Here is a 17,587-nt window from a genome sequence, read left to right as displayed (position 1 = left end):
ACAAATCAAAATCAAATGGGTAGCGAAGCTCTTCAAGTAACTGCTTTTGAAATCATCTTGCACAGCGGAGATGCTCGAGCTGTGATCCATCAAGCTTTTGCTGCGATGCGAGAACAAGCTTTTGCTACTGCTGAGGAACAATTGATTGAGGCCAATGAGAAAATCTTGCAAGCTCACAAATCACAGACTCAGTTATTAAAAGAATACGCTAATGGGACTAAGATCGAAATGGAGATCATCATGGTACACGCGCAAGATCATTTGATGACAACGATGACATTACTAGAAGTCGCTCAAGAGATGAAATTTTTATACCAGCATCGGTATGCAGAATAATTGAAGAGGGGCAATGAAGATGAATAAAAGCGAAAAAACAGTTCTAGTTCTCAAACAAAGACAATTGAGTTTGAAAATGATGTATTTTAATCGTTACTTATTCATTCGTTATTTAACGGCAGGTTTCTTTTTTTCAAATCTCTATTGGACGGTCTTGCTTTTTCTAACGGGTTCAAAGCTGTGGGGAATTCCGCTTTTATTATTACTGGCTAGTTTGTCAGCGATTGCTGAACAAACCAAATTATACCGTCAGCCGAAAAATACAGTTCCTTGGACCAAAGGATATTATTGGCTTCAAATCGTAAGCAATGTATTAGTCTTATTGGCAATTTGGACGCCGGCTTTTAACGTGCTTTTTTCTTTTATCGAACCGGGAAATGTGGGCCGTGCATTGAGTATAAGCCTTTTAACTTGCGGAGTTTTATTCGCTTTATTAGTAGAACAACGGTTGAAAAAAATTCAAGACAACCGCGATCAGCCTTATCAACAAATCAAAGCGTACGAATCGATTTTGGATTTAAGTGAGGAGAATGAATAATGTTTAACTTTTTACAAAAGTATTTAATGGGGCCAATGGCTAAGATCGCCCAACTAAAAATTGTTCGCGCGGTTATGGCGGCTGGGATGGCTTCAATTCCTTTTACAATTGTTGGCTCGATGTTTTTAGTGCTGAATATTTTACCGTTACCGTTCCCAGTCTTAGAAGGTTTTTTCAATGCAACCTTTTTTAAGATCAGTGATCTCTATATGATCGTCTACACGATGACAATGGGAATTCTCGCCATCTATTTTGCGATCGTCTTTGCTTATGAATTGACGATGATTGAGCGAGATGAACAAGACTTGAATGTGAATCCATTGACGGGAGCCTTACTTTCAGTCTTTGCCTTTTTCATGTGTGTTCCTGAAATGGTTCTCGTGAAAGGAAAGATCACGTTGCTGACGTCAATTACAAGTAAAGAACATGTGATGAATGGCATCCGACTGACAGGATTTGTGGAGCGGCTGGGGACTTCAGGAATTTTTACTGGGATTATCATGTCGATCATCGCAGTAAAATTGTATTGTCTGTGTGTAAAACGCAATTGGGTGATCAAGATGCCTGAGGTCGTTCCAGTTGGCGTTTCCCGTTCTTTTACAGCTTTGATTCCAACTTTTGTGATTGCCTTTGTTGTAATGGCAATCAATGGAGTGTTAATTATAGCAGGAACTGATATTTTTAAAGTGATTTCAATTCCGTTTGGTTTTGTTACAAACTTGACGGACACTTGGCTTGGGGTGATGGTGATCTATTTCTTGATCCACGCGTTATGGATCGTTGGAATCCATGGAGCGAATATCATCACGTCCTTTTTAACGCCAATTGTTTTGGCAAATATGCAAGCCAATGCTCAAGGAGCGAATTTTCCTTTAGCTGGTGAGTTTAATAACTCATACGCTATCGTTGGAGGTTCAGGAGCAACTTTAGGACTAGTGATCTTCATTGCTTTCTTAGCAAAATCGGATCAGTTAAAAGTATTGGGTAAAGCTTCTTTAGTTCCAGGAATCTTCAATATCAATGAGCCGTTGATCTTTGGTATGCCGATTGTCTACAATCCTTATTTAGCGGTTCCGTTTTTCTTAGCTCCGATAGCTGCAGCATCATTATCCTATTTTGCGATCAAATTGGAAATCGTTAAACCGATGCTAGCTCAAATGCCCTGGCCTTCACCAGTAGGGATCGGTGCTTTTATCGGGAGTGGCGGTGATTGGAAAGCCGCCGTCTTAGCAGTTGTCAGTACGCTATTAGCTTTTACTATTTGGTTTCCGTTTATCAAATTTTATGACACCAAGTTATTAAAGGAGGAACAAGCAAAAGCAGTCGAGCTTTCTGCAAGGGCTTAAGTACAATTGAAAACGCTAACTAAAAAAGGTTGCTAGCAGATTCAAATTGAATCCGCTAGTAACCTTTTTCTATTGCTGAATTAACGTTGCTGGGGCATTTCCAATTTTGCGACTTTGAATTCTTTGACGAAATCGATCACATAAGATGAGATCATCACGGTACACAGCGAGAAGATGATCCGACTGAACGGGATGTAGCTTAACGATAACATTAAAACGGTCAAGTCTGTAACAAGATACGCTTTTGAGATTCGAACTTTGGTGACGTGGGAGATGGATAATGCAAGCGCATCGTCTCCGCCACTAGAACCACCTAAGCGAACGACGAGTCCAACCCCGATCCCTAAAAAGAGTCCGCCTAAGATCGCAGCTAATAAAGGCATATCGGTCAGATCTGGTAACATTGGGGGAAATTGTTCCCACAAGCGATAAAAAAGGGCGACAACGATCGTTGAGACCAGTGATGTTTTAATAAATTTCCCGCCTAAAAAGCGAAACGCTAGCACATAACACAATAGATCTAGCAGCGGTGAGGTAATGGAAGGGGAAAGATCAAACCAGTGGTGGAGCAATAAGACGACACCAATGACGCCTCCTTCTGTGATCCCGGCTTGCTGGTGGATATTATGAATCCCAAAAGTGGCGATGGCCGCTCCGAGAATAATCAATAAGATCTGCTTCGTGGAAAAGTCAGCGAAAAAATTTCCCAGTAGCTGTTTGCTTTTTTTCATGGTAAAACCTCCAAAATGATTTCAGCTTCTATCATAAAGTTTGGTATAATACCAAGGTCAAGAAAAAAGTAAAAAGAGTGGAAAAAATTTTGAAAGAATATTATTTGATCAGCGAGATCGCAAAACTTTTTGGTATCAGTACCGATGCATTACGTAATTATGAAAAACTAGGTTTACTGACGCCCAAACGAAGTACAAGCGGCTATCGCTTATTCAGTTTAAAAGATCTTTATAAATTAAATATCATTCGCGAGTTGCGTCAATTGGATTTTTCCTTACCGGAGATCAAAAATTATTTAGCAGAATTATCCGTCGAATCCACACTGGCACTGTTAACGAAAGAGCAACAGTTGTTGGAACAAAAGCGGGCGTTACTTGACGCACAGCTGGCACAAGTGACCGAGCAAAAGCAGCAACTAGTTGAGTATGGGAAAATCCACACTGGCAAGTACCAATTAAAAAATTTATCTGCTCGTGCTTGTGTTCAGATCACAGAACATATCACGCGAGATGAAGAGATGGACTTTGTTATCAAAAAGTTGCAACAAAAACATGAAGCAAAACTCAGCAGCTTTGCCTCATTGCAGATCGGCGCTTTTTTATCATTGGCAGAGCTAAAGCAAGGACGGACAAATGTCTATCACACTGTTTTTTTTGTTTTGCCTGAATCAGTGGAGGAAAAAGATTTTGAATTGCTGTCGGGGACCTATGTATCGACCTTTTATCGTGGCAGCTATGAGCAAAATGCCCAAGAAGTCGCGAACCTTTATGCCTATTGTCATGAGCAGAGATTAGAAATTTTAGGCGAGCCATTTGAGCTGTATCGAATCGACAATCGACAAACTGCAACTGAGGCTGAGTTTTTGACTGAGCTGCAATTACATGTCCGAAAAACAGGTACTACTTAATGTTTTTGAAAGGCCGCTAACTTACGAAATGAAAAAGACGCGCACGAGCTGCTGGCAAACGTCAGCTTAATCGTACGCGTCTTTTTTGAGGTTTTATTTTTTCAGCGAAGCGTTTTTAGTCGACCTCTTGATCATTGACGACTTTAGGATACACTTTCGTTGGCTCATTAGCTGCATGAAGTGGATTCCATACTTGGGCGAAAAACGGATTGGATTTAGCTTGGTCGTGGTAGTTCCAACTTTCGCGTTCACACTCATCGCACCAGTGACCGCCTTCTAAAACTAAGCGCGGACTAGCGGTGAAATGATGACCGTAATGACATTCAAATTCTAACGGTGTCGTCCAGTCGCCAGTTTTCATCTCAGTTGAAAGTAATTTACCCCCGCGAAAAGCCGCCGCTTGTTTAACATCAGCTAGATTTAATTCACTTTCAGGTTTGTCTTCGTCATAACCGTGATCTAAAACGACTGGCTTGCCAGCTGGACGGTATAAAACGAATTTGTCCCAGCCTGGAAGTTGCGCCCATTGTGCCCGCGAAATGAAAAATGGTTCCAACATAGCTTCTTGGTTATTGATCAACCAATGAAGGGTTCCAGTGTCAGATAAGGCGGCTTGTAGATTTTGCGCCCGGATACCTTGGATCATTTGTTTTGGAGTTGGTTGCGGTGCAGCAGGATCTTGTTTGGCTTGTTCCGCACCTAAGTTACGCATAACTTTACCGTAATAATGAACGAAATCAGTTACGCTTTGGGAGCGGAAGTGCAGCAAGTCTTCTAATTTATCAGAATCTAAATACCATTGGCCGTGGAAATTGCGTAAAGCGTACCAATTAGGTTCTGCCACTTTTTTGAAATCATCGATACCAACTTCTTGCATCATTTGCGCCATCAATTCATAGTTCGTGACCCGACACCCTTCACCGCCGCCGATGTTGTAGATGTGGCCCCAAAATTCTTCTGGCACCCAATCTTCACACGCGTTAGCACACAAGACACCTGAGTCATGTGCGGTGACCCATTCTAAAACATTATTTAATGGTTGGTGGAAGCTGATGCCTTCATTTAAGCTGAATTCTTTGATCGACATGATTCCCGTTTGGCGCAAAGAGACCCAGTGTTTGATCCCCGATTCGATTACCGCTCGCTCTGCCGCGATTTTTGAAACGGCATAGTAATCATGGACACTTGGTTTCAATGGATCACCGACGCGGCCCCAATGGATTGGCGCCATTCGATCACCGGTTTCTGCTACCGTTCCGATATTGACGAAACGGATCTCATCTTTATTCGGTTGCGCTAAGATGGCTTTGATAATATTTTTAGTACCGCCGTAGTTGATCTGCATCGCGTCTTTTGGATGGCGATCGGCTGCTGGTGAAATAAATGCCGCACAGTGAATGACATAATCACTACCGGTCACGCATTTCAAGACATCTTCGTAATGGGTCAGATCCCCCCAAACGACTTCGAGATTTTTTTCGTCGCGGTATTGTTCCATGAAAGTCCGATTTTTTTTAGAATCGCGGGCTAACGTGATGACTTTGAAACGGTCTCGGCGGTCTAATAATTGTTTTAAGGCCTCGCCGCCCATGGTTCCAGTAGTTCCAGTTACAAAAATTTTTTTCATCTTCAGCACCCTTTCTATGATTCAAAATGGAAACGTTTTAACTAGTCTGTCTTTAGTATAAAAAGATTTTTACGGGAAAAACAGCGTAAAAATTACCTTATCACTCACTTTTTTCTTATAATAGAAGGAAGGAGGTGAGATCAGATGCAAGATATGCCTTACGCTAGTGTCGATTATTATTCGCAGCAATTCCATGCGTACGACCTGACAATCAAAAAAGAGCACGTCACACAAGCGGAAAAACGGCACACAAATGATGAGATCGAAGGGGTGTTGGTCTTAGCGGGGACCGGGCAAGTCATCGTGAACGGCCAGACTCATATGATTACTGCGGGAAGTTTGTTATTATTGATGCCTTACCATATCCATCAACTGATTCCAGAAACTGAACTTGAGATCTATCGGTTTACGTTTTCGTTGGGCTTGTTTTTATTGAATACGACAACGCGGAAGGAGTACGCCACCGCTTTAAAAAATGTCGCGGATTTTTTCCCACTCGTTAAATTAAATGCACGTGACGAACAAGAAGTACGGCAACTGTGTCAAGTGATCTTGCGGGAAACGCAACAACAAGGCGCAAGCGAATTGTTGAATCTGGGATTTATCTCACTGTTGACGTATGTGTTCCAAAAAGCGCAAGTCTTTGCGATTCGGCAAAAAAAGTTACCGCCGTATGAGTTACTGAAATACTTACATTTACATTACCAACAACCGTTAACGTTAAAAAAAGTCGCGCAACAGTTTGAATTGTCCACGGAAGCCGTCCAGCAAAAATTAATAACGCTAAGTGGTGCGAATTTTGCGGAAAATCTCAATCGAGTCCGAATTCGAAACGCACGGGCGTTGATGCCATTTGAAGAATTGTCTCTCAATCAAATCGGAAAACTCTGCGGCTATCAAAGTGAAGCAGCTTTTTACCAAGCTTTCAAACAACAAGTAGGCACGACACCGGGAGCGTATCGCCAGCCGGTAATCAAAAATTTTAAAACGACTCGGATCGATGCGTGGGAAGTTTATCTTTATATCCAAGAAAATTTTGCTCAGCCACTGACGTTGAAAAAAGCGGCGCAAGAATTGAATTTAACGACTAAACAGATCCAAAATTTACTGTTGACGACGTTTGACGCCCGCTTCCAAGAATTGTTATTGTGGACGCGGTTGTATTATGCTAAAAATTTACTGCTCAGTTTAAAACAACCTGTCAAACACATCAGTCAAATGGTCGGTTTTCAAGATGTTGCAGTGTTTACTAAAAAATTCAAACAACAGTATGGTACGACACCTAAACAATATGCAAAAGAACACTTCAAACCAGATCCTGCGGAATAAGGTTTGAAGTGTTTTTAGTTTGAAACGTTATGTCAGTGTGCCAGCATGACAGCTAAATCTTTTTCTGGGGTAGTGATTGGATGAAGATCAAATTTTTCTGTCAATAAGGCTAAGACTGTTTCACTGAAAAAAGCGGGTAAGCTCGGCCCAAGATAAATATCTTTGATGCCTAGTGATAAAAGAGTCAATAAAACACAAACTGCTTTTTGTTCATACCAAGACAACACAAAAGTTAGTGGCAATTGATTAACGGAACAATTGAGTGCGTCAGCTAATGCCAAGGCGACTTTGATCGCACCATAGGAATCATTACATTGTCCCATGTCTAAAATTCTTGGAAAATCGCCGATCGCACCTAAGTCTTGGTCATTGAAGCGAAATTTTCCGCACGCTAAGGTCAAGACGAGACTATCTGCCGGAGTTTGTTTGACGAAGTCGGTATAGTAATTGCGCCCGGGATTAGCGCCATCACAGCCGCCGACTAAAAAGAAATGAGAGATCGCACCAGCTTTGACATTTGCTAAAATATCAGGCGCACTGTCTAGGACGGTCTGACGACCAAAACCAGTGGTGACAGTCGCGCCCCCATTGATACCAGTCAATGCCTGTGCTTGTTCATAGCCACCAAGTTCTAAAGCTTGCTGGATCAGCGGGGTGAAATCTTTGTTGCCCGAAATGTCGGCTGAAATGTGTTTCATCTCAGGATAGGCAACAACAGAAGTCGTGTAGACGCGATCGCGATAACTTTTTCCAACGGGCATCAAACAATTGGTCGTAAATAAGATCGGCGCTGGGATTTTGCGAAATTCTTTTTGTTGGTTTTGCCAAGCTGTACCAAAATTTCCTTTGAGTTGAGGATATTTTTTTAATTCAGGATAACCGTGAGCTGGAAGCAGTTCGCCGTGGGTATAAATATTAACGCCGGTACCAGCACTTTGTTCTAGCAACATCTTTAAATCGTGTAAGTCATGACCCGTCACGACGATAAAAGGTCCTTTTTCAATCGTTAAAGGAACTTCTGTAGGAATGGGATCACCATAAGCTGACGTGTTTGCTTCATCGAGTAACGCCATACATTGCAAGTTGATCTGGCCAAATTCTAGTAACAAGTCAAGCCATTCAGTAACGGTATGTTCTTCGGCTAACGCTTTCATACCTTTGATAAACCACGCATCGACGTTTGGATCGCGCTTGCCTAATGCGCGTGCGTGATGGGCGTAAGCTCCCATGCCGCGCAAGCCAAATAACAATGTCGAACGTAGTGAAACTAGATTCTCTTCGCCGTGGAATAATTTTTCAGGTGCAAGGGGTAACGTTCCGCCGGCATTGATCCGAGCTTGTTGAACATCAGCCGCAAAACGAGCGACTTGGCCGTGATCAAAACTGACGTTTGTGATAGTAACGAATAGACCGTCGACGATTAGATCAATATCAGTTGATCGTCCATCGCTAGCGGCAGCCAGTCCGATCATTTCACTTGTTAAGACATCTTGTTCATAGGCGACATCAGGTTTTTTACCGCAAACACCAGCTAAAGTACAGCCGGTACCATGAGCTGTTTGTTCACATTGGAAACAAAACATTTCTTCCATTAAAGATTCCTCCTTCAACAATTGACTTTCTAGGGGAATCATACTACAGTGAATGAAAAAAACACGTTGTATTTGCAACCGAAAAGGGAGAATTGAAAGTGGTTCCAAAAATACTTTTAAAAAATCCATTGTTCAAAAAAATCCCACCGGAAAAGATCACGGATTTATTGACAGAGTTGAAGGCACAACTGCATACGTATCAAAAAGCTGAATTTATTTTGCACGTCGGGGAAACTCCCACCCAGATCGGTATCGTGATCAGTGGGAGTGTCAATGGGATTCAAGAAGATTTTTGGGGCAATCGAACGATTTTGACGCATCTAGCAGCGGGAGAATTATTCGCGGAAGCCTTTGTTTTTGGTCAGGCGCCCAAAATGCCGATCAGTGTGATCGCAGCAGAAACGACGCAAGTCTTACTGATCCACGCAGCACGTTTCAGTACTGAAAAAATCCAACGACCGGAACACTTCCAGCTCTTAGAAAATTTATTGGCCATTGTAAGTCAAAAAAATATCCAACTGACTAAAAAGATGGAATATTTATCTCAACGGAAAACGCGTGACAAATTGCTCGCCTTTTTATCAGCCCAAGCCATGAAAACAAATAGTCATGATGTGCAGATTCCCTTTGATCGCCAAGGGTTAGCTGATTTTTTGTGTGTGGAGCGCAGTGCATTGTCGCGAGAACTTGCGCAGATGAAAAAAGCGGGCTTGATCGATTACCAAAAAAATCAGTTTACTTTACTGGCTAATCCACTAAAACCAACTAATCAAGCTGACTCAAATTCTATTGACTGATTTTTATTTTCTCGTTATTTAACGAGCTATGATTTTTATTTCAAGACAGAAAAATATGATTTTATGATTTTTATCATTTTAAGCTACTTACCGCGAATAGTATTACCATAAAGTAATCATTTGCGGAGGTAAGACATGAAAAGATTCAAACTAATTAAGCAACACGATTCAAAAGATTGCGGAGTAGCCTGTATCGCCATGATTCTTGATTTTTATGATTCGACCGTTCCGATTAGCAAACTCCGATTGCTTTCAGGAACAGGTACTCACGGGACTTCTGCGTTTGGACTAGTCACCGCATTAGAAAGTTTTGGATTTGTTAATGAGGTCTTTGAGACAGATAGTTCTTTTTGGGAAGAGTCCAAGCTACCGTTTCCCTTCATCGCGCACGTAATCATTGACGAATCTTTTATGCACTATGTGGTCGTCTATGGACGGAAAAAAGATAAGTTACTCATTGCTGATCCTGGTCGGGGAAAAAGAGCGGTTCGAGCAGAAGCGTTTAATAAAGAATGGACAGGCATCCTGATCATGACGCATCCAGCTGAAAACTATGTGCCAGTCAAGGATTCAACGAAGGGATTGTTTTCCTTTGTACCGCTACTGATCAACCAAAAAAAGACCATCATTAAAATAATTATTTTATCCTTTCTTTTAACGATTTTTGGAATAATAGGTTCCTATTATTTTCAAGTGATCATCGACCAGATTATTCCTCGAAAAGCAGTTGGTTTATTAGAGATAATTTCGGTTGGGTTGCTCAGTATGTACATTCTTCAAGCAGTCTTTCAATTTGCAAAACAATATTTGTTGACACTTTTAGGCCAACGATTAGGTAGTTTTATTATGCTGCAGTATTTTAATCATGTTCTTCACTTACCAATGAATTTTTTTTCAACTAGAAAATCAGGAGAAATCATTTCAAGATTTTTAGATGCGAATAAGATCATCGATGCCTTGGCAAATGCGACGTTATCTTTATTTTTAGATGCCACAATGGTTGTTTTCGTTGGAACCGCTCTCTTTTTGCAAAATCAACTTTTGTTTTTGATCAGTCTTGCCACTGTTCCAGTTTACGCAAGTATTGTGTTCCTTTTTATGAAGCCTTTTGATAGATCAAATGAAGAACAAATGGAGTCGAGTGCAGTTGTCAACTCGCAAATTATTGAAAGTTTAAAGGGGATTGAAACAATTAAATCATTTAATGCAACGGACCAAGTCTATCAAAAAGTAGAAAATCAATTTACCGATCTGATGAAAAAATCATTTCAAAAAGCAAATTTAGACAATCTACAATCAAATATGAAATCAGCCCTCCAAGTTATTAGTGCAACGTTCTTATTGTGGGCAGGAACTTCATTAGTGTTAAAAGGACGATTATCCATTGGACAACTAATCACCTATAATGCATTGATGTCTTTTTTTACAACGCCTCTGCAAAATATTATTAATTTACAAGTGAAGCTTCAAACTGCGAAAGTTGCTAACGAGCGTTTAAATGACGTATTTGCTTTAAATCAAGAGTTGCTAGCTGATGCTGAATACGATTTATCTGTACGAGAATCACCTACTGAACCGACTGTTAAATTATCAAAAGTGACTTTTGGTTATGGTTTTGAAGAAGCTGTTTTAAAAAATGTTTCTTGTGAGATAGAAAAAAATTCAAAGGTAGCCATTGTTGGAATGAGTGGTTCAGGGAAATCGACATTAGCCAAACTACTGCTAAATTTTTATGATCTGCAACTAGGCAAAATAGAAATCCAAGGGGAAAAAATCCAAACTATACCCAAGTCTCAATTGAGAGAAGCGATAAGTTATGTGTCTCAAGAAACTTTCTTTTTTAGTGGCAGTATTTACGAAAATTTGACTTTCGGTTTAAACGAAGTCCCGAATGATGAAAAAATTATTTGGGCGTGTGAGTTGGCACAAATAAAAGCGTATATTGAAAGTCAACCGCTTAACTATCAATTTCAAATTGAAGAAGGCGGTAGCAACTTGTCTGGTGGGCAAAAGCAAAGGTTAGCTATTGCTAGAGCCTTATTAAAAAATTCGGAGATAATGATTTTGGATGAAGCTACTAGCGGTTTAGATACCCGCTTAGAACATGAGATCATTCAAAGCTTGCTAAAACTTAAAGATAAAACAATCATTTTTATCGCGCATCACTTATCAATTGCTAAGGCGTGTGATCAAGTGCTAGTTTTAGAAAATGGTCATCTGGTGGAATCGGGAACTCATGACCGCCTCCGCTCTTTGAATGGTGTCTATAAAAATCTTTGGGAAATGATGGCAAGTGCCTAAGTCGTTTTTTGACAAAATTGTAGTTCGTTATAACGTTAACTGTTGGTATAATGGGGCTACTAAAAGTCAGGAAGTGATCGAATGGTTGTTTTAAGTGCCTTCTCCTATTTTTTTATAGAATACTTTGACTTGTTTCTATTACTCATCTCAGTCAAAATACTAACCGGTATTCGGAACAAAGCGTTTTATTTTGTTTATTTACTACTCAGTTTTCCTTTGACGTTATTGTCAATGACGGATGCATTGATCACAGGGATAGCTATTACGGCTATCTTCTTATTATTGAGAGTTAAACATTGGCGATCGAGTGGTTACCAAAAAGAACTACTGGGCTTTTTGATTAGCTTATCATTATATGTAATCCTGCCGTTTTTTTCGTCGATTATTGTTAGCTATCTCTTTAAAACGCCACTTGATCTCTTGCTAGATAATAGCAGTCAAGTAGTAGCGGTAACGAGTTTATTAGACAGTCTTTTTTTCCTAGCGAGTCTGTTTTTTATCAAAAAGGCGCTTACTGCTAAGCAAGCTATCAGTAAAGCGGCTCCGATTTACATTTTACAACTTATTGTGTTTTTATCTTTTGTGTATCTCTTTGTCGAATTTTTACGAAAGATGCAGATGTTAGGGAATTTTCGTCTAGTGATGATGGGCTTTCTGATTGCCCAATTTTCTTTTACCACATTTTTAACGTATATGACTTTAAAAAAGAATAAAGCAAAGACAGAAGTTTCTAGATTGAAAGAGCAGATAGAAATGATGAATGCCTATACAGCTGGGGTGGAAAAAAACTACCAAGAAATGAAAAAGTTTCAACATGATTATAAAAATTTACTTTTAGGACTGAATCTTGATCTAGCGAATGTGGGCGAGAATCAGAAATATTTAAAAGAGATGATCGAATATTCCCACCAATTTATGGAGACCAGCATCATGCGTTTTTCCGGAATGAGTAATTTACAAATCAACTCAGTCAAGTCGCTGATAGTAACAAAGCTTTCACAAGCAGAAAGACAAGGAGTAAAAGTCTTGTTTGAATGTATCGTACCTGTCCAAGAAATTAATTTGAATGAAGTCAAATTGGTTCGAACTTTAGGAATTTTACTGGATAATGCAATCGAAGCAGCCGTTACCTCAGATGCAAAAAAAATCAATGTCCTATTTATTGAGTCGAAAAGACAAGTTGAAGTTGTAGTTGAAAATTCATATACGGGGAAATTACCTTCGATTGAATCAATGAATAAACTAGGTTTTAGTAGCAAGGGCTCGAATCGAGGCTTCGGCATGTCCAATCTGCAAGCAATCGTAAAAGAGACTAAACAAATAGAAATAAATCATTATGTAAACAACGATTTATTTGTGACTTCTCTAACTATAAAGAAAGTGTGAGTGAGATGACATTACCAATTATCTTATGTGATGATGATATTTTGTTGGTGGCGCATTATCAACAAATCATTGAAAATGCTATCATGATCAATGACTATGATATGAAACTTGTCTTAGCTACAACCGATCCAAATGATATTTTTCTTTATCTTAGTAATAATAAGCTGACCAATAGCTTGTTCTTTTTGGATATCGATTTAGCTACGACGATGACCGGAATCGATGCAGCGCAACGAATCAGAACTGAAAATGAATTTGCTCAAATCGTGTTTATTACGTCCCATCATGAGTTAGCCTTGGAGACATTAAAACGCCAAATTGCACCACTTGATTATATTGTCAAAGATCCAGAAATTCAAAATGAAAAACGACAGATTGAAAATATTTTGAACGGTCGACATGAGTCCACTTTTATCGATCGTAGTTCTAACCAGCGTCATCTATCATTTAGGATTGGCTCTCGATGTTTTCGGGTTGCTATTTCATCCATCTATTTCATCGAAACCTCAGCAAGCCCCCACAAAGTCATTTTGTATGGTGACAACATAATGTATGAGTTCTACGGGAAAATGAACGATTTAGAAAAAGAGTATCCTGAACTGTTGCGTGTTCACAAATCATTTTTGATTAATCCCGAGAAAATAAAATCAATCGACTTTAAAAATCGAATCATTTTGTTTCCTGAAGAGTATTCGTGCAGCTTTCCATTGGTAAAATCAAAACTATTAAAAAAATTGAGTTAAAAATTTGTAACGTACTTTCCTATTCGTCGTACTAGCTCTTTTGGCTAGCGGCTGTCTTACTCATGAATCATTTTTTGAGATCATTTTTCTGTATTTCATGACAAAACCACCATTTGATAATTTACAGCTCCTATACTTACAATATAAATTTAAGTTTTCTTCAGCTTGACAAATTAAGGAGTGTAAGCAGATGGATAAAGTGAAATGGTTTTCTGGTGGGAACGATCGTAGTGAACAAGCAGTAGCTCTCATTTCAAAATTACTGACTGAACTCAATCGTGAGCTAAAAATGATCCATTAAAACAAGTATTAAATAGTTATGTAATTGAATTAGAAGAAAAGCAATTTTCTGTACCGTTTATTTTGAGCTGGATGAATCTAGAGATCTCTAATACGCTCAAAAGAGAGGAAATTTTATTAACAACTGCTCAATCTGAGAAAATGAAAGAATTGATTTCGCTATTGACTATAATATACAGCTATTAAACCGCTAGCTCATGAGAAACTCGATCTTGGCTCACACGTGATCTTTCAAATAAGCGATGTAGAGAAAACAAGCTTTTATGTGAACAAACTGAAATCTCGCACAAAGATGAGAAACGAATTTAGAGGAGGAGCAGATGTTGAAAAAAAAGCAGGTACCTCAAAAGAAGCTGAAACAAATTACAGGTGGCAGACCGAGTGGCGCCTCTTTGTATACCGCAAGGTTCAATCCAGTAAAAGATATTTTTGCTGGAATCAAAAATATCTTCTACTATTAAATAAGCGCAATTAAGTTTTGCTGAGGAGGCCAATGCGTAATTCGTCCAAGAGATCAAAAAAACAAGAATGGCTTGTGTCAGGTGCTCTGACGGCTATCTGTGTAGTCTATTCAAATATCGATAACGGCAAAAATAGTGTTATAGACATACTTGTAATCGGTTTTATGACGATACTAATACTTATTTTCTAAAGTCCGAGCACACTTGAAAAGCAAATAAGAGCTGTCCCAAGTCTTTTGATAAGACGAGTGACAGCTCTATTTTTTTGAGGATACAAGAGCAGTTATACAGTTAAGCTGGAAAGTGGAGCTGAACATGAACTACATTTGATACGCGGTTGTTGATTGTCGAAACTATTTTAAATCTAATAAGGATGGATCGTTAAAAAATTATCGGTTGGGTTTTGGTCTGACTGATAAGGGATGTACGAAAGCTCAGTCTTAATTGGCTGGGAATTTTTTCGTTATGTATTTTTTAGGTAACATGATAGTATTTAGATTTCTTACCCAAGAACCTTACCCAAGTGCAAAAAAATGAGAATGCGCAGCTCGTCTTCTAAACGTCCGAAGACGCCGACAAGCTACCATTCTCGTGGGTTTGGCACCCAATGGACCGTGAGGGGTTCGAACCCGCGACCCGCTGATTAAGAGTCAGCTGCTCTACCAACTGAGCTAACGGTCCAAATCGATTACTTTCATATGTTAGCATTGTGATTTTAAAAATGCAAGCAAAAATTGCAAATAAAAATCGGTCGGTGGGAACTGCCTTACTAGTTCCAAAAACTATCTTGTTTAGTTATGCTTATTTTGCTAGTATAAACGCGAGAGGAGTGGGGAAAGTGGAAAATGAACTCACAGCTTGGGCTGAACAAATCAAACAAACGAAGTTACCACGGTGGGAAGAATTACCAGAGCTCGAGCTTTATATGGATCAAGTGATCACTTTAGTCGATCGCTATTTAGCACCGCTATTAGTCGCTAAAAAAGAATATCTCTTATCTAGTGCAATGGTGAATAACTATGTTAAACATAAATTGATCCCGGCACCAGTCAAAAAACGCTACAACCGCAATCATTTAGCTTACTTGATCGCGATCACTTTATTGAAACAAGTTTTGGTGATCCCTGATATTAAAGAGCTAATCGAATTGCAGTTGGAAAAAGAAGCTCCACAAGCTGTCTACAATTATTTTTGTTTGCGGCAAGAAGAAGCACTAGCACATATCGCTGATCTTGTATTGGGCCGGAAAGTTGACGTTGTTTTGCAGACGGAAAATGATTTTCGTCATTTAGCTTTAGACAGTGCGACCTGGTCATTTGCCAATCAGACCTTAGTTGAGAAATTATTAGAAATTGAAAGGGCGGGAGCAGATAATGAATAAAATTGCGATCTTAGTGGATTCAGGAACTGATGTACCGCAAGAAATCGTGGAGCGAGCGCCGATTTTTATGGTGCCGTTACGAATCATTTTCAAAGAGAAAGAATATTTAGATCGAGTGGAATTGACGTCAGATAATTTATTTCCACTTTTAAAAGAAGAATTGCCTAAGACGTCGCTGCCAGATGGTGAAGCGATTCAAAAAGTATTAGATGAGATTAAAGCCCAAGGGTTCACGCAAGTTTTAGTGATCACGATCTCCAGTGGCCTTAGCGGAACGTTCAATGCGATGCGGATGTTGACAGAACACTATGAAGGCTTGGATTTTTATTTAGTCGATACCAAAAATATTGGAATCGCTGCGGGGATGTCGGTCATCTTAGCCGCTAACCAAGTCACAGCTGGAGCAGATTTTCACACGGTGATCGAAGTAGTCGAAAATCACTTAGCTAAAACCAAAGTCTTTTTCAATGTCGATACATTGGAATATTTGCAGCGAGGGGGTCGGATCGGACTGGTGTCATCCTTATTAGGCAGTGCATTGAAATTAAAACCGATCATCTCTTGTAATGAAGAAGGCATTTATTATACGGTCGCCAAAGTTCGCGGACTGAATAAAAGTTTTGAGAAGACGATCCAATTAGTCAAAGAATTTATTGGCGAGCATCAACGATTCGATCTTGCTGTTGCGCACGCGGACGCACAAGACAGTGCTGAAAAAATGAAACAAAAGTTACGGGAACATTTTCCAAACGCTCAAAAAATTTATTTTGGGACGATCTCACCGGCGCTTTCGGTTCATACGGGGCCAGGCTCATTAGGCGTTGGCATCCAATTGCTTGATTAAATAATGAAATAAGTTTTGTTGTATCAGACTAAGACAAGTCGCTTGTTTTAGTCTTTTTATTTTGCCTAAGGTCGTTGACTGGCAAATAACTGCGTTCAAAAGTGTTTGCTTCAAAAGCAGTTTTTTCGTTTCTACTTACCGCTTAGAATTTGGAAAAGACTAAAGCTTTTGACGATAGGATGAAACATCTTTGAAAATATTGTATAATAAACAAGTATGTGTACATATTCTGATATGAAAAAAATATATGAGGTGACTCTTAGTGAAAAAAATCTTAGTAGTTGATGATGAAAAGCCGATCTCTGACATCGTGAAATTTAATTTGACCAAAGAAGGGTATGAAGTCCATACTGCATTCGATGGGGAAGAAGCAATCGAGCAAGTTGAAAAAGTCAATCCTGATCTGATTTTATTAGATCTGATGTTACCGAAAAAAGATGGCTTGGAAGTAGCGCGTGAAGTCCGCAAAACCCACGACACACCGATCATTATGGTGACCGCTAAAGATTCGGAGATCGACAAAGTTTTAGGACTAGAACTAGGAGCCGATGATTATGTCACGAAACCTTTTTCAAATCGAGAATTAGTGGCTCGCGTCAAGGCGAATCTACGACGTGGCGGCCAAGCACCTAAAGAAGAGGAAGACACCGGTCAAAGCGAATTGGTGATTGGGGACTTGACCATTCATCCAGATGCGTATATGGTCTCAAAACGAGGCGAGACGATCGAATTGACGCACCGTGAATTTGAGTTGTTGCATTATTTAGCTAAACATTTAGGCCAAGTGATGACGCGGGAACATTTATTGCAGACTGTTTGGGGCTATGATTATTTTGGTGATGTGCGGACTGTTGATGTTACTGTCCGTCGCTTGCGGGAAAAAATCGAAGACAATCCAAGTCACCCCGCATATTTAGTGACGCGTCGTGGCGTTGGTTATTATTTAAGAAATCCTGAACAGGAGTAG

Annotated in this window: 17 protein-coding genes and 1 tRNA gene; 14 read left to right on the top strand and 4 right to left on the bottom strand. The window is 39.6% G+C overall.

Annotated elements, in window-relative coordinates; translation table 11 throughout:
• Positions 1 to 15 precede the first annotated feature (15 nt).
• From GVJ38_RS00500 to celB, 3 genes are read left to right on the top strand one after another with little or no spacing between them, the layout of a single operon-like run.
• Complete coding sequence (locus tag GVJ38_RS00500; RefSeq protein WP_159721372.1) at positions 16 to 336, top strand: PTS cellobiose transporter subunit IIA; 321 nt, start codon at positions 16 to 18, stop codon at positions 334 to 336.
• Between the two features lie 19 nt (positions 337 to 355).
• Positions 356 to 874, top strand: a complete 519-nt coding sequence (locus GVJ38_RS00495) for a hypothetical protein (protein ID WP_159721205.1) — start codon at positions 356 to 358, stop codon at positions 872 to 874.
• A complete protein-coding gene (gene celB / locus GVJ38_RS00490) occupies positions 874 to 2,220 on the top strand; it encodes a PTS cellobiose transporter subunit IIC (RefSeq protein WP_159721204.1) in 1,347 nt (448 codons plus the stop codon). Before GVJ38_RS00495 ends, celB begins: the two co-directional genes overlap by 1 nt.
• A gap of 80 nt (positions 2,221 to 2,300) precedes the next feature.
• Here celB and GVJ38_RS00485 read toward each other — a convergent pair whose 3' ends face one another.
• Complete coding sequence (locus GVJ38_RS00485) at positions 2,301 to 2,951, bottom strand: YitT family protein (RefSeq protein WP_159721203.1); 651 nt, start codon at positions 2,949 to 2,951, stop codon at positions 2,301 to 2,303.
• A 77-nt stretch (positions 2,952 to 3,028) separates the two neighbouring features.
• Here GVJ38_RS00485 and GVJ38_RS00480 point away from each other — a divergent pair, with 77 nt between their 5' ends.
• Entirely contained in the window at positions 3,029 to 3,859 is an 831-nt protein-coding gene (locus GVJ38_RS00480) for a MerR family transcriptional regulator (RefSeq protein ID WP_159721202.1), read from the top strand.
• Positions 3,860 to 3,974: 115 nt separating this feature from the next.
• Here the strand turns inward: GVJ38_RS00480 and GVJ38_RS00475 are convergent, their stop codons facing one another.
• Positions 3,975 to 5,486 (bottom strand): NAD-dependent epimerase/dehydratase family protein, encoded by a 1,512-nt coding sequence (locus GVJ38_RS00475; protein WP_200849428.1) that lies wholly within the window; start codon positions 5,484 to 5,486, stop codon positions 3,975 to 3,977.
• Between the two features lie 144 nt (positions 5,487 to 5,630).
• On the opposite strand from GVJ38_RS00475, the gene GVJ38_RS00470 reads away from it, so the two are divergent.
• Positions 5,631 to 6,815: an AraC family transcriptional regulator gene (locus tag GVJ38_RS00470; protein ID WP_159721201.1), complete on the top strand. Its 1,185-nt coding sequence runs from the start codon at positions 5,631 to 5,633 to the stop codon at positions 6,813 to 6,815.
• Positions 6,816 to 6,847: 32 nt separating this feature from the next.
• Here GVJ38_RS00470 and hcp read toward each other — a convergent pair whose 3' ends face one another.
• Positions 6,848 to 8,407: a hydroxylamine reductase gene (hcp, locus tag GVJ38_RS00465; protein ID WP_159721200.1), complete on the bottom strand. Its 1,560-nt coding sequence runs from the start codon at positions 8,405 to 8,407 to the stop codon at positions 6,848 to 6,850.
• A gap of 98 nt (positions 8,408 to 8,505) precedes the next feature.
• Between hcp and GVJ38_RS00460 the strand changes: the two genes are divergently transcribed.
• From GVJ38_RS00460 to GVJ38_RS00435, 6 genes are all read left to right on the top strand, one after another.
• Positions 8,506 to 9,204, top strand: coding sequence for a Crp/Fnr family transcriptional regulator (locus tag GVJ38_RS00460; RefSeq protein ID WP_159721199.1), 699 nt, complete (start codon positions 8,506 to 8,508; stop codon positions 9,202 to 9,204).
• Between the two features lie 135 nt (positions 9,205 to 9,339).
• Positions 9,340 to 11,505 carry a peptide cleavage/export ABC transporter gene (locus tag GVJ38_RS00455; RefSeq protein WP_159721198.1) on the top strand — a complete coding sequence of 722 codons (2,166 nt, stop codon included), beginning with the start codon at positions 9,340 to 9,342 and terminating at the stop codon, positions 11,503 to 11,505.
• A gap of 81 nt (positions 11,506 to 11,586) precedes the next feature.
• A complete protein-coding gene (locus GVJ38_RS00450; RefSeq protein ID WP_159721197.1) occupies positions 11,587 to 12,891 on the top strand; it encodes a GHKL domain-containing protein in 1,305 nt (434 codons plus the stop codon).
• Positions 12,892 to 12,896: 5 nt separating this feature from the next.
• On the top strand, positions 12,897 to 13,634 hold the full coding sequence (locus tag GVJ38_RS00445) for a LytR/AlgR family response regulator transcription factor (protein WP_159721196.1): 738 nt from the start codon (positions 12,897 to 12,899) through the stop codon (positions 13,632 to 13,634).
• Between the two features lie 324 nt (positions 13,635 to 13,958).
• Entirely contained in the window at positions 13,959 to 14,120 is a 162-nt protein-coding gene (locus GVJ38_RS14440) for a hypothetical protein (RefSeq protein WP_442895990.1), read from the top strand.
• A 134-nt stretch (positions 14,121 to 14,254) separates the two neighbouring features.
• Positions 14,255 to 14,395, top strand: coding sequence for a hypothetical protein (locus GVJ38_RS00435; protein ID WP_159721195.1), 141 nt, complete (start codon positions 14,255 to 14,257; stop codon positions 14,393 to 14,395).
• Positions 14,396 to 15,003: 608 nt separating this feature from the next.
• Here GVJ38_RS00435 and GVJ38_RS00430 read toward each other — a convergent pair.
• A tRNA-Lys gene (locus GVJ38_RS00430) sits at positions 15,004 to 15,076 on the bottom strand.
• A gap of 148 nt (positions 15,077 to 15,224) precedes the next feature.
• Here GVJ38_RS00430 and GVJ38_RS00425 point away from each other — a divergent pair.
• The 3 genes from GVJ38_RS00425 (at position 15,225) to yycF (ending at position 17,587) form a co-directional block, all read left to right on the top strand.
• A complete protein-coding gene (locus GVJ38_RS00425) occupies positions 15,225 to 15,776 on the top strand; it encodes a DUF1836 domain-containing protein (RefSeq protein WP_235032773.1) in 552 nt (183 codons plus the stop codon).
• Entirely contained in the window at positions 15,766 to 16,620 is an 855-nt protein-coding gene (locus GVJ38_RS00420; RefSeq protein WP_442895989.1) for a DegV family protein, read from the top strand. The genes GVJ38_RS00425 and GVJ38_RS00420 overlap by 11 nt, the downstream gene beginning before the upstream one ends.
• 262 nt (positions 16,621 to 16,882) lie before the next feature.
• The gene (gene yycF, locus GVJ38_RS00415; protein WP_159721192.1) at positions 16,883 to 17,587 is read left to right on the top strand and encodes a response regulator YycF; all 705 of its coding nucleotides are present in this window, start codon (positions 16,883 to 16,885) and stop codon (positions 17,585 to 17,587) included.

The sequence above is a fragment of the Enterococcus sp. CSURQ0835 genome, assembly GCF_902706605.1.
Lineage (GTDB): Bacteria > Bacillota > Bacilli > Lactobacillales > Enterococcaceae > Enterococcus_A.
The sequence above is the reverse complement of the archived record's forward strand: the minus strand, read 5'-3'. Positions and strand labels throughout refer to the sequence as shown.